General features: G+C 52.4%; 9 protein-coding genes and 1 tRNA gene. 5 read left to right on the forward strand and 5 right to left on the reverse strand.

Going from position 1 to position 13,181, the window contains the following annotated elements; genetic code table 11:
• The first annotated feature begins 411 nt into the window (after window positions 1–411).
• The 3 genes from dgcN to BLU64_RS06550 are packed head-to-tail and all read left to right on the forward strand — an operon-like array spanning window position 412 to window position 3,292.
• The gene (gene dgcN, locus BLU64_RS06540) at window positions 412–1,413 is read left to right on the forward strand and encodes an N-acetyltransferase DgcN (RefSeq protein ID WP_026743512.1); all 1,002 of its coding nucleotides are present in this window, start codon (window positions 412–414) and stop codon (window positions 1,411–1,413) included.
• Window positions 1,410–2,390 carry an N-acetyl-D-Glu racemase DgcA gene (gene dgcA, locus BLU64_RS06545; protein WP_026743511.1) on the forward strand — a complete coding sequence of 327 codons (981 nt, stop codon included), beginning with the start codon at window positions 1,410–1,412 and terminating at the stop codon, window positions 2,388–2,390. The genes dgcN and dgcA overlap by 4 nt, the downstream gene beginning before the upstream one ends.
• 41 nt (window positions 2,391–2,431) lie before the next feature.
• Complete coding sequence (locus BLU64_RS06550) at window positions 2,432–3,292, forward strand: D-amino-acid transaminase (protein ID WP_026743510.1); 861 nt, start codon at window positions 2,432–2,434, stop codon at window positions 3,290–3,292.
• Between the two features lie 213 nt (window positions 3,293–3,505).
• On the opposite strand, the gene BLU64_RS06555 is transcribed toward BLU64_RS06550, so the two are convergent.
• A complete protein-coding gene (locus BLU64_RS06555; RefSeq protein WP_074728215.1) occupies window positions 3,506–5,962 on the reverse strand; it encodes a DUF3772 domain-containing protein in 2,457 nt (818 codons plus the stop codon).
• Between the two features lie 354 nt (window positions 5,963–6,316).
• Between BLU64_RS06555 and BLU64_RS06560 the strand changes: the two genes are divergently transcribed.
• Window positions 6,317–6,393: transfer RNA gene (locus BLU64_RS06560), tRNA-Arg, on the forward strand.
• A gap of 159 nt (window positions 6,394–6,552) precedes the next feature.
• Here the strand turns inward: BLU64_RS06560 and BLU64_RS06565 are convergent.
• The 3 genes from BLU64_RS06565 to BLU64_RS06580 form a co-directional block, all read right to left on the reverse strand.
• Window positions 6,553–7,616, reverse strand: a protein-coding gene (locus tag BLU64_RS06565) for an IS3 family transposase (RefSeq protein WP_244888411.1) whose coding sequence is annotated in 2 segments (ribosomal slippage) — window positions 6,553–7,364 and window positions 7,364–7,616 — 1,065 coding nt in all. Because the reading frame shifts where the segments join, the coding sequence is not laid out codon by codon here.
• A 168-nt stretch (window positions 7,617–7,784) separates the two neighbouring features.
• Window positions 7,785–8,696 (reverse strand): glycosyltransferase family 2 protein, encoded by a 912-nt coding sequence (locus tag BLU64_RS06575; RefSeq protein WP_074728170.1) that lies wholly within the window; start codon window positions 8,694–8,696, stop codon window positions 7,785–7,787.
• A complete protein-coding gene (locus BLU64_RS06580) occupies window positions 8,693–9,052 on the reverse strand; it encodes a GtrA family protein (protein WP_026743506.1) in 360 nt (119 codons plus the stop codon). The genes BLU64_RS06575 and BLU64_RS06580 overlap by 4 nt, the downstream gene beginning before the upstream one ends.
• 621 nt (window positions 9,053–9,673) lie before the next feature.
• Here BLU64_RS06580 and BLU64_RS06585 point away from each other — a divergent pair.
• Window positions 9,674–11,890, forward strand: a complete 2,217-nt coding sequence (locus BLU64_RS06585) for a TonB-dependent receptor (RefSeq protein WP_026743505.1) — start codon at window positions 9,674–9,676, stop codon at window positions 11,888–11,890.
• A 240-nt stretch (window positions 11,891–12,130) separates the two neighbouring features.
• On the opposite strand, the gene BLU64_RS06590 is transcribed toward BLU64_RS06585, so the two are convergent.
• Complete coding sequence (locus BLU64_RS06590) at window positions 12,131–13,102, reverse strand: FAD:protein FMN transferase (protein ID WP_074728172.1); 972 nt, start codon at window positions 13,100–13,102, stop codon at window positions 12,131–12,133.
• Window positions 13,103–13,181 lie beyond the last annotated feature (79 nt).

Here is a 13,181-nt window from a genome sequence, read left to right on the forward strand (position 1 = left end):
CCAACGTAAATAGCTGACTTATTTATTACCGAAACAGAGCCGATATTGCATTATTTTGGGGCCCAACAATGCATCATCATCACCAAAATAGAGCAGGCGAAAAGAAAAAATAAAAACACTTAAAAAACAATGAATTAAAAAATAAATAATAAAAACGCCGTCTAATTTTTTTATTAAAAAAACGACAATCCTAAATATAAAAAAATATCGACATTTAATTTCAAATAAAACACATAAGTTGAAATTTAACACCAGAAAAAAACCAATTATATAGATATAAAAACTGATTGAACCCCTACATTGACAACAATATAACTCTCGTTATTATCGATTAAACAGACAGACCTTCTCGCCCCAAACGCATATCGCATGATTAATGACTGACGCCTTAATTTAATTCGAGGATGTATGATGGATATCAAAAAGCCTTATTTGTTATTTCTGGGTGATGCGCACGATCAGCTGGCTGCAAAAGTGGCCATCGGCATCAAGCAATGGCATCCCGAATATTGTGTAGGCCAGTTTCGTATGGAGGGTTGTCGCGCCGATTGCCAACTGCCCGATATGGACATCGCGACGGCTCGCGCCGCCGGAGCGCAAACGCTGGTGATCGGCGTCGCCAACCGGGGCGGGATCATCTCCGACGCATGGATAGCCGTATTGAGCGAAGCGCTGGAAAGCGGTATGGACCTGGCCGCCGGGCTGCATAACCGTCTAGCCGACGTCCCTGAACTCAGCGCGCTGGCGGCCAGGCTGGGAAGAAACCTTCACGACGTTCGCCATCCAACACAAACCTTCCCGGTCGCAAACGGTCGCAAACGGACTGGCAAACGGCTGCTTCCGGTCGGCACCGACTGCTCCTGCGGCAAGATGTATACCGCGTTGGCGATTGAGAAAGAGCTGCTGACGCGCGGCGAGAAAGCGACTTTTCGAGCGACCGGTCAGACCGGCATTCTGATTAGCGGCTCAGGCGTTAGCATCGACGCCGTGGTGTCTGACTTTACCGCCGGTGCCGTCGAGGTGCTGGCTCCGGCCAATGACGCCGATCACTGGGATGTGATCGAAGGTCAAGGATCGCTATTCCATCCGTCCTTCGCGGGCGTAACTACCGGCATCATTCACGGCGCGCAGCCGGATGCGCTGGTGCTTTGCCACGAACCAACGCGTAAAACCCTGCGCGGCGTCGACTATCCAGTCCCCGATCTCGCCGCCTGTATGGCGCTGAATTTATCGATGGCGCACCTCACCAATCCCAATGCGCGTTTCGTCGGCATCTCCGTGAATACCTCGGCGTTGGATGAAGCCGCCGCGCAAAAATTCATTACCGAGACGGAGAGTAAATTCGGCCTGCCGGTGGTCGATCCCTTCCGTCAGGGCGTTGGACGCATCGTTGACCAGTTGGCTGACCTATGACAGAACTTCACGTTTCTCATGAAAGCTGGCCGCTGCAAGGCACCTTTACTATTTCGCGCGGCAGCAAAACGCAGGCCGATGTCGTTGTCGTCGCGCTGAGCGCGGGTGGCACGACAGGCTATGGCGAGTGCGTTCCCTACGCGCGCTACGGCGAGTCTATCGATAGCGTAATAGCACAGATCCGGTCGCTGGAGGACGATCTCCGCAACGGGTTGGATCGGATCGCGCTTCAACGCCGCCTGCCGTCCGGCGCGGCGCGTAATGCGGTGGACTGCGCCTTTTGGGACCTGGAATGTAAACAAGTCGGACAGCGAGTCTGGCAGAGACTGCCGTTATCGGCGCCCAACGCGCTCGAAACCGCCTATACCTTGTCGTTAGATACGCCGGACAACATGCGTATAGCGGCCCAGAAACAATCTGCCAGACCTTTGCTGAAGCTGAAACTGGCGGACAAAGACGATTTGGCGAGAGTGGCCGCCGTACGTGAAGGCGCCCCTGCCGCGCGACTGATCGTCGACGCCAACGAGGGCTGGAACGCCGAGCTTTATCTGAAACTGGTGCCCGAGCTGGCGGCGCTAGGCGTGACGATGATTGAGCAGCCGCTGCCCGCCGGACAAGACAGCGAGCTGGAGGTGTTACCGCATCCTATTCCTATCTGCGCCGACGAGTCCTGCCATGACTGCGATTCACTCAGCGCCATCGCCGGTTACTACGACATGATCAATATCAAGCTGGATAAAACCGGCGGGCTGACCGAGGCCATGCGACTGCGCGCCGAAGCCCACAAAGCGGGCCTGCAGATTATGGTCGGCTGCATGGTCGGCACGTCGCTGTCGATGGCGCCAGCCACCTTTGTAGCGCAAGGCGCTGAAGTCGTCGATCTGGATGGCCCATTGCTGTTGCAACGCGACCGTGAAAATGGTCTGCACTATGATGGCAGTATCATCGCACCACCTACGGCGGCACTATGGGGCTAACGCATAAGCTGCGCCAAATGACGAGTTAAAGGAGTGTTGTAATGCAACGTCTTGTTTATGTTGACGGCCGCTATGTGCAAGAACAGGAAGCGTCTGTTTCCGTGTTCGACCGCGGTTTTCTGTTTGCGGATGCCGTCTATGAAGTCACCGCCGTGGTCAACGGCAAATTGGCCGAATTCGATGGTCATATGACCCGATTGCAGCGCTCTTGTCGGGAGCTATCGCTGACGCTGCCGGTCAGCATTGAAGAGCTGAAAAATATTCATCAGGCCTTAATCGAAAAAAATCAGATGCAGGAAGGCGCTATCTACCTTCAACTGACGCGCGGCAATGCAGGCGATCGTGATTTTCACTTCCCCGGCGCCGACGTGAAATCGACGCTGGTCCTGTTTACCCAGGCTCGACCGGTGCTTGAAAATCCGGTAGCGGAACGCGGGCTTCGGGTCGTGACCTGCCCGGACATTCGTTGGCATCGTCGCGACATTAAAACCGTAAGCCTGCTGGCAGCCTGTCTCGCAAAAGAGTTTGCCCACGCACACAACGCGGAAGACGCCTTTATGGTGGAGAATGGTTTTGTGACGGAAGGAAGTTCATGCAACTGCTACATCGTGCTGCACGATAATACGGTGGTGACCCGTCCCCTCAGTCACGACATCCTTCACGGTATCACCCGCAAGGCTATTTTGCAGTTGGCCGAACAGGATGGCATCCGACTGGAAGAACGGCTGTTCACGCCGGAAGAAGCCTATCATGCCAAAGAGGTTTTCATCAGCTCAGCCACCACGTTCGTTCTCCCGGTAGTGACGCTTGATGACCGAACCATCGGCGACGGCAAGCCCGGCCCGATTACGCGTCGCCTGCGCGAGATCTACATCGAGATGGTCAAACAGCAGACGCAATAAACGCCGCCTGTACCAGATAGCCTTTGAAGCCGACAGATGACCCTATTGCGTATCGTCTGTCGGCTTACTCTTTACAGTCAGTCCCGACATCAGCACATTGCCTCTTCATAAGGGAAGTCGACAACTTTTTCGCTTCACTACTCATCCAACGATCGGTGGCTTTTGTGCCAAAAATCAAATAGTTCGCCACATCGAATTTAGCCTTCAAACCTTTCAGGTGCGCGTCGCGTCGTCGCCCAACATCGAAGGAGGTACGGTAGTTGTGTTTTGCGCATTTTCCAGCACCATGCGCTGGGGTACCGCCAGCGGGATACCCGCTGCGCGCAGACGTTTGATTATCTCGAACAGCAGGTCGCTTTTAACACTCGCCACCAGGCGAGGACTGCTGACATATCCAGTCACGCTGAGCACCATTCCGTCAGCGCTTAATTGACTAAAAGTCACCGAAGGCGCGGGGCTGGTTAAAATGCCTTCATGCTCCGTATAGGAATCCAGCAGAATGGTTCTGGCCTCTTGGGGATCGGTATCCAATGGGAAAGACAGCGCGAGCGTCGCTACGCCAAGGGCATTGCCCATCGTAATATTGCGTACGTTCTGCGAGATAAATTGCGAGTTAGGTACAATGACCGTCGACAGGTCGCCGAGCTGAATTTCCGTCGCTCGCACGTTAATACGCCGAATATCCCCTTCAACTCCGCTGATGTTAATCAGATCGCCGACTTTCACAGGACGCTCCGTCAGCAAGATGACTCCCGAGATAAAGTTTTTCACTATCTCCTGCAGCCCGAAGCCGATACCTACCGACAGCGCGCTGACAATCCACGCTAGCTTGTTCCACTGAATGCCTAGTGTGGCCAGCGTTAGCAAAATGATGATGATATAGCCGACGTTGCTGAACATCGTAACCATCGACGCCCGAATCCCGCGGTCCAGGGTGGTTTTTGGAAGAAAATCATTTTCCAGCCAGCGCCGTGAAGAACGCATGGCGTACAGGGCTATCGCCAGGAAAATCAGTGCATCCACCAACCGGGCCGGAACAATACGTAAGTTTTCCAGCCCTTTCCCACCCCAGATATCCAGCGCCTTTTTCATCAGCTCCAGTGGCGTAGTGGTGCCAAACGTCCCATTCAGCAGCGCGACAGCGGCCATGAGAATCAGGAAGACTTTGCCTGCGGCAGAGAGCAACGCCGTGGCCTGAGCTAAATGACGGTCATCAAGATTCAACGAACTCTTGATACGCTGACCGCTAAGATTGTTTGGCGAAAACAGACTCTCACACGCATCAGACACCAGCGTGGAAAAGAGATAGAGGCAGGAAAACACGATGGCTATCCACACCAGCTCGTAGATCAGAAAACGCGCCAGAGAGATATAGCCGATAACCAGCGAAACCAGTACGGCAAAGGTCGTCAGCAAAACTGCCAGATGAATGATCCCGGAAAGCGTGGAACGCGCTTCCGGTTGCTCGCCAGTTTCGACCATCTGACGACGTATCTGATTACTTCTCAAGGCAACCATGCCCGTCGTCAATGCCAGGCATAGCGTCGCCAGCCCGTTAACAACGATGGTAACGGCAACCGTGGTGCCCATGGTGATGGTCACCTGCTCGATGATTCCGAATATCAAAATAATTAACGCGGCGATCACCGGAAACGGCGTCATAGCCTTAGCCACCGGATTGGAGATGGCGGGAAGACGCCACGAAGGCCGTTGATTAGACAGGAAGGCCCTCCCCAATCCGGCAATCATGGAGCAGAACACGGTGAGGCGTACCAGCGTATCCATATAAGAGGCGACGCGTTCAGAGGCGATATCATGACGAGTAAATGTGATATCGATCAAATTGGCGGCAATCCCCACCGTCAGTACGGTAGACATGACGGTCGCGGTCGCAAGAAAGCTGCGCCGCAGCCGTCCTTCCGGCAGCTTGTTTATCCCCAGCCAGGCCAGATATTTCTCGAGGTATTTGCCCCCAAGCGTCACCAGTGCCAGCGCAATCAGCAGCAATATCGCAGAGCCCCAGCGCCATTCCGCACTCCATGCTCCGGTAAATGCACTCGCGACCTGTTGAGAAAACGAGGATAACCGGCTCACGTCCTCCGGCTGTGGATTAACAATCGGCGACCAGAAGCGCGCACCAAAAAGACTGCCCGAATCGAGCGCCAGCTGTGTCTTCAGTGCGTTCCGCCTCAGGTTGACGATCTGTATGGAAAGATTGGTCGCACTGGCGTGCAGCGCTTGTATCTGTTCTAACTGTGAATCCAGATTGGCTTTTTTCTGATTGAGGCTATTACGTTTACGCGTCACCTCATTGGTTTCATTGAGCGTGGAACTCGACTCGGGCTCCGGTCCCAGCACATTAAGCTGCGACTGCATTTGTGAACGAAGCGGCGTCACGACCGCCGAGAGTTCGTCCGCCTTGCTGATGAGCTGCTGGGTTTGATCGTTCAGGTCGCCGAACTTGCTGTCGTTATTGACTCCCGACACCTGCTGCTTGATACCGTCCAACTGTTTCTGGAGCTGTACCAATTCAGCATCGACATTGACGTTAGACTCCCCGCTCGCTTGTGCGGATTGGGATGCCGTCTCCGCCGCCACGCCATATCCCATCGGCAAGACCAACATCGCCCACAAAAAAACACGCATCATTACGGAAAATAAAGTTGGCATATAGCGAAAGGTTCCCAAGTTCATCAGAGACGGCGGAGTTCCATACACCCACACCAGACAGGCTAAAGTGTAATCCAATAGTACAAAAGTATGGCAAAGTTCCAATCAGAGGAGACCGTAATTGCGTATCGCCTCGCAGTGGCAATGGGCGACGATGAAACTAAAAAGGCTTTTCTCGATGAGGATCGAACAAGCGACGCTATCAATCAGTGAAAAGCGAGAACGGTGCTTTGCTGTACAGGGAATCGCCGTCTGGCCAAAATCGGCCGCCAAGTCGTTGACTCATCGGGGGGGGTGGGTATAATCCAGCCCACTTGTTATTGGTTGCGGCACATCGCAATCTCTCTTCCCAAGGCGCCCTTAGCTCAGTTGGATAGAGCAACGGCCTTCTAAGCCGTAGGTCACAGGTTCGAATCCTGTAGGGCGTACCATTCAAATCGACACACCTCGATCGAATTCGCTTTTTATCCATTATACTCTCTGAAAGTACTGAATTTTTTCGTCACGAGTTCTACCGAGGTCAACTTGTAAGCACACCTGTTTTAGTTCCACTCACTTTTTGAGATTTCCGGTTTCTCAGTCATCTGCCGTTATTCTTCCGGCGTCAGGTTATTCAGGGATTCATGAGGCCGCTCATTGTTATATTCATTCAGCCAGCGCTCCGTTATTTCCCGTGCTTCATTCAGTGTTCTGAACAGATAAAAATCCAGTATTTCTGTCCGGTACGTTCGATTAAACCGTTCGATAAATGCGTTTTGCGTCGGTTTGCCTGGCTTGATAAATTCCAGCACTACGCCATGGTCCTCAGCCCATTGCGCAAGAGTCAGTGATACCAGTTCCGGTCCGTTATCCATCCGCATCTTCAGCGGATATCCACGGTTTACCACTATTCTTTCCAGAACCCGCACAACGCGCTGCGCCGGGATATTCAGGTCAATTTCGATGGCGAGAGCCTCGCGGTTAAAATCATCAACGACGTTGAAAGTCCTAAAACGTCGGCCGCATGTTAGCGCGTCCTGCATAACATCAATCGACCAGCTTTGGTTAAGGGCTTCCGGCGTGGCCAGGGGGGCCGGATTACGCACCGGCAGGCGTTGTTTACCCTTACGACGAAAATTGAGTTTTAGCAGACAATAAATCCGGTGTACACGCTTGTGGTTCCAGACGTGGCCCTGCCTGCGAAGCACCTGAAAAAGCTTCTTAAATCCGTAGCGGGGATAGCGTTCAGCCGCCTCAGTCAGGCTCTGGATCACCGGTTCATCACGTCGCGTATCCGGTTGATAACGAAACACCGTCCTGCTCAGCGATAGCGTCCTGCATGCCTGGCGTATACTCATCGTAAACTGCGTCGTCAGATAGCTGACAAGCTCACGCTTTATCGCTGGTTTTAAAGCTTTTTTTCTATGACGTCCTTCAGTGCCCGGTTTTCGAGGCTCAGATCGGCAAACATCTGTTTGAGCCGCCGGTTCTCGTCCTCCAGATCTTTGATCTTTTTAATATCTGCCGCTTCCATCCCGCCATACTTCGCCTTCCAATTGTAATAGCTAGCTTCAGATATAGCGGCCTCGCGACACACATCCTTGACGGTCCGTCCTGCTTCGACAGACTTCAGGACGGCGATAATCTGATGTTCGGTGAATCGGGCTTTACGCATAGCGATCTCCTCATGGGGACATATTCAGTATGCCGGAAGATCTCTAAAAGTGAATGGTTCGGATTACCGGGATACTTACAAAATAGTACGCGGCATATTTCCAACTTTTATTCATGATGAATTCCGTTTATATTTTATATTACACCGGGAATAAAATAGTATTTGTCACTATTTTTTTACCACATAGCGTGGCCGATTCTTAACTTCTGAGTAAATCCTTCCGACATACTCACCGAGCACACCAATACCTATAAGCTGGACTCCACCAAGGAAAAGAATGGATACAAGAATGGATGGATAACCAGCAACCGCATTACCCCAAATAATTTTGTCAATTATCATCCAGATCCCGTATAAAAAGGACAGACCCGCAACAAAGAAACCGATATAAGTCCACATCCTAAGTGGGAATGTGGAAAAAGAAGTAATCCCTTCTAAAGCCAGATTCCAGAGCTTCCAGCCATTAAATTTTGTGCTCCCTGCCACACGCTCAGCTCTCGTGTATTCGACTACTTCTACACGGCCACCTACCCAGCTAAGCACTCCTTTCATAAAAAGATTTCGCTCAGGCAGCAGTTTGATATTCTCCACTACTTCTCTCGACATCAGACGATAATCACCCACATTTTCTTCAATTTTTGGATGACTGATACGATTATGCAGCTTGTAAAACAAAGCTGCGGTATTTCGTTTTAAACGCCCGTCGCAACTTCTGTCTGATCGCTTGGCTAATACGGCATCTGCTCCAGCCTGCCATTTTGCAACCATTGCAGGGATGATATCTATCGGGTCCTGAAGATCGACATCGATAGGAATTACGGCATCCCCTGTTGCGGCCTCAAGTCCGGCAAACAGTGCAGGTTCTTTGCCGAAGTTGCGGGTAAATGAAACACATGTCACAAGTGGATCTTGGCGAGCAAGATCGCGGATGACCGCTTCGGTGCTATCGGAACTACCGTCGTTAATGAAGACAATTTCAACCTGCCAGTCTTTGAAGGGAGTAAACCCCCTGACAGTTTCATAAAAAATGGGAGTAGCCTCTTCCTCGTTAAAAACGGGCACTACCAGAGATATTTTCATTTTCTAACCTTGAAAACGACATAACGTGAATAGATAAAACCGCATACCAGGCTCAGGGCCGAGAATACAATGAGAGTGCAGATTGGATTAAGCCTGACCACATCCGCCAACCCCCCGATCAACGCAGCCAGTGCTCCCATAAAAACCACATACATCGTATATCTGGCCGTCGTAGCTTCAGCAGTGAAGGTCCAACGGGCATTGGCGAAGAATGAGAAGGTCACAGCGACACAAAAAGCGATGAAATTCGATAAGAATTGCTTTTGACCTGACATATAAAGAGCGCTAAAAACAGCCCAATGTAACAACGTGTTCAAAACGCCGACGGACATGTAACGCGCAATAAGTCTGAGCATAGTAACCGCTAAGATTCTGTAAATTTATGGGCAAATTTTGGCATCAGAAGGAGGGATGATCAAGGTAATGTTAAACACGTAAAAAAGGGGACTCACAAAATAATTAGCTGGAATGAAATAGTTATCGTTTAGGCAATCTGAAGCGTTTCGCTACACCATTCAGCTCAAGAGGATAAGTAATATCAATGCACCATGAAAGCATATAATAACAATGTTGCGTTTTTGTATCCATTATTCTCTTGTTTTAATGTTATAGAGCGCTTTTAGCGTATTGATACTCTCCCCATTTTTCGAAAGCATCGCTCTACCCCACGCGCTCCCCACACCGCTTCCCTCTGGTTTCCACAAATCCCTTGATTGCGTAACGCGGATGCGTATAGTTCTTATTTTTAATTGCGGTTATTTATCCACGGTCTTTCGCCAACCGCGCGGCAAGCAGAACGCCGCTCTCGGCAAACGATTATTCATAGCCCCCATATTCAGGGCATTGCCGGTGACTACATCGCTGAAGCTTGTCAATCCTCAGGTCACGCGCAACCCGGCCTGCGACGTTGAATCAATAAAAAAACGCCCCGGAAACGGGATTTGCCATTTCAACTTTTCTCTATAGTTGAGCGAACTATGTATAACGTCAAAAACACATCCACGCCTTTACGTAAAACCTTGCTGGCTCTGGCGGTAGGCTCTCTTACTCAGACGGCTACCGCAGCAACGACACCGACCCAGGCTGACGCCGATGCCGCGACCGATTCAAAAGATACGATCGTGGTGCAGGCGAGCGAGGCGGAGAACTTCCGGCCTGGCGGCGATGCGCTGGTCCCCGCCTATCTGGAGGGCCAGGTCGCCAACGGCGGGCGTCTGGGCATGCTCGGTGAACAAAAGGCCATGGATGTGCCGTTTAACGTGGTCGGTTACACCGCCAAAATGGTGCAGGACAAACAGGCGAAAACCATTGCCGAGCTGTTACACAGCGATGCAGGGGTGCAGGCGGTTCAGGGTTATGGCAACCTGGCGGAAACCTACCGGATCCGCGGTTTCAAGCTGTATGGGGAAGACATGACCATGGGGGGGCTGGCAGGTGTGGTGCCGCGTCAAGTGGTGGATACCCAGATGCTCGACCGCGTGGAAGTATTCAAAGGCGCTAATTCACTGGTTAACGGTGCCTCCACCAGCGGCGTCGGCGGCATGATCAACCTCGAACCCAAACGCGCGGAAGACACGCCGACCACTCGCGTAGGCGTCGATTACACCTCATCGTCGCAGGTAGGCGGTAGTCTGGATCTGGGGCGTCGCTTCGGCGACGACAATCAGTTCGGCGTACGCATGAATGTGGTACACCGGGAAGGCGAAACGGCCGTGGATGACGATAAACGTCGTACCACCATGGCCTCTCTCGGGCTGGATTATCGCGGCGACCGCTTCCGAACGTCGTTGGATCTGGGCTACCAGAAAAAAACATTCCACGGCAGTGAAACTGGCATCAATATCAGCGGTATAGACGATGTTCCCGTCGTACCGGGCAACACGCGCAACTATTCGCAAAAGTGGGCTTACAGCGATATCTCCAATAAATTCGGGATGGCTCGCGCCGAATACGATCTGACCGACAGCTGGACCACCTATGCCGCGTTGGGCGGGCAGCATGCCAATGAAATGGGGATATACTCTTCTCCGACGCTCATCAGCGAAAACGGCGAGGCGACTGTCTCACGTCTGGACACCAACAATATCGTCGATAATTTCAGCGGCATGGCCGGCTTACGCGGCAGGTTCGATACCGGCTTCGTATCCCATCGGGTCAATGTCGGCTACTCGGCCCTGACCACGCGTTCCCGAACCGCCTGGGGCATGTCGTTTGACAACCCTGCCACCAATATCTACCACAACAGCGATGTTGCCATGCCGGACAACGCCCTGTGGGGCGGGCGTTATGCCGATCCGTTGACTACCAGTCGTTCGCGCATGCAGGGTGTATTGCTGAGCGATACGCTCGGCGTGTTGAACGACCAACTGCTGTTCACCGTGGCCGGGCGTCACCAAAAAGTGGTGGTACGCAACTACAGTAACGCGACCGGCGAGGAAGAGGCGGACTCTCGCTTTACCGAAAGCCGCTGGATGCCGACCTATGGCGTGGTTTACAAGCCGTGGGAACAGTTGTCGCTGTATGCGAACCATACAGAAAGCCTGGAGCCGGGCAGCATCGCGCCGAACACGGCGGCTAACGCAGGCCAAAGCACCGGCATCATCCATTCGAAACAGAATGAAGTGGGCGTCAAGGTTGATATGGGTCGCGTAGGCGGTTCGATGTCGCTGTTTGAAATCAAGAAGCCTTCAGCCATTATTGATAGCGTCAGCAATCGTTACAGCGTCGACGGGGAGCAGCGTAACCGCGGGCTGGAGCTGAGCGTCTTTGGTGAACCCGTATTGGGCGTGCGTCTTAACGCCAGCACGGTTTGGTTGGATCCTACGCTAACCAAAACCGCCGACGGCGCCAACGACGGTCATGATGCCATCGGCGTCCCGCGTTTCTACGGCGTGCTGGGCGCTGAATACGACATCAAACCGGTGGATGGTTTGACCGCGACGGCGCAGCTGAACCATACCGGTTCACAGTACGCCAACGCGGAGAACACCAAAAAGCTCGACAGCTACACCACGTTGGATCTGGGTCTGCGCTACCGTACTCGCGTGAATAATGACCAGAACGAGATGATCTGGCGCGTGGCGTTGAACAATGTGACCAATGAGAAATATTGGTCTGGCGTGGAGGATTACGGCGTATATGTCTTCCAAGGGGAACCCCGTACGCTCAAGGTGTCCATGAGCTACGACTTCTAACGCCCTTCCCTGCGCTAAGATCCCGGCATCCCGTCATGAACGTCGGGATTTTTTTCTCCGCCTCAGGGGCCATTTCAGGCAAACAGGGATGCGAATCAATAGAGCAACTTACGCCAGCGCCATGCCCATCGCATGCACTTGAAACGTTCCAGCCTATAAATACGCAGGCGAATCACGTAGATGCTTCCAAGGCCAGCTCGAATATTCGCATGAGCGATCACCGCGACGCTATCTGCCTCGTCACGCAACAACCGAATAATGCTTGTCGAGTAGCTCGAACTCGTAATTGGGGTTCGGCGACAGAATGATCTGTTTCTCTTTCGTCACGAAGATGGCAGTAATACCAGGGAAGTCTTGCAGATACGCGATCCCGGCTTTCACCCCCATGCCATACATCAGGGTGGTGTAGATGTCGCCATCAATGGACTCGTTCGACACGATGGTGACACTGTCCAATTCGTTATTCAGCGGATAGCCCGATTTCGGATCCAGAATATGATGATACCGCTCGCCATCAAGGGTGAAGTAACGCTCGTAAGTACCGGAAGTCACGACGGATTTATCAATTACTTTAATCACGCCGATCAACTCACCCTGTTCAGCGAAAGGCTTTTTGAGGCCGATGCTCCATCGCCCGTGAGGATCATTTAACGATCGCCCCATCGCCTGCACGTTGCCGCCCAGATTCAATAACGCGTCTTCGACACCGTTTTGCCGCAGGTAGCCTTTAATCACGTCGGCGATATAACCTTTGGCAATAGCGCCCAGATCGATCTCCATGCCCTCCTGTTTGAGGAAGACGGAGCGCGCTTCATCGTTCAGGATCACGTGGCGAGGATCCGTCAGGCTAAGGCGCTGTTGAATGTCTGCCGCGTCAGGCACCGTATTGCCGCTGAAACCGATCTTCCACAGCTTGACGATAGGCCCGATGGTGAAATTGAAATGACTGTTGTCCAGCAGGCTCACCTGCCGGGCGCGCTTAATCAACTGATACACGATGGGGCTAACCACTACCGGATGCTGACCCGCCGCGTGATTAATATTCATGACTTCCGACAGGGAGCGATTCACCGTCAGCAAATCTTCGAGACGTTTAATGCGTTTGAAAGCCTGAACAACCAGATCCTCATTAAGAGAAAAAAGCGTTAAGGAAATTCGCGTGCCCATCAGTGTCGCGGCATAGGAAAAAGAGTTGTCTTCAGACGTCGTCATAAAAGCACCGTCGCGGTTAGAGGGGAAAAACATCGCTAATGATGGAGGCCATTAAAACGCAGGCGGGGCAAAGTTGACA

The sequence above is a fragment of the Lonsdalea quercina genome (assembly GCF_900107885.1).
GTDB lineage: Bacteria > Pseudomonadota > Gammaproteobacteria > Enterobacterales > Enterobacteriaceae > Lonsdalea > Lonsdalea quercina.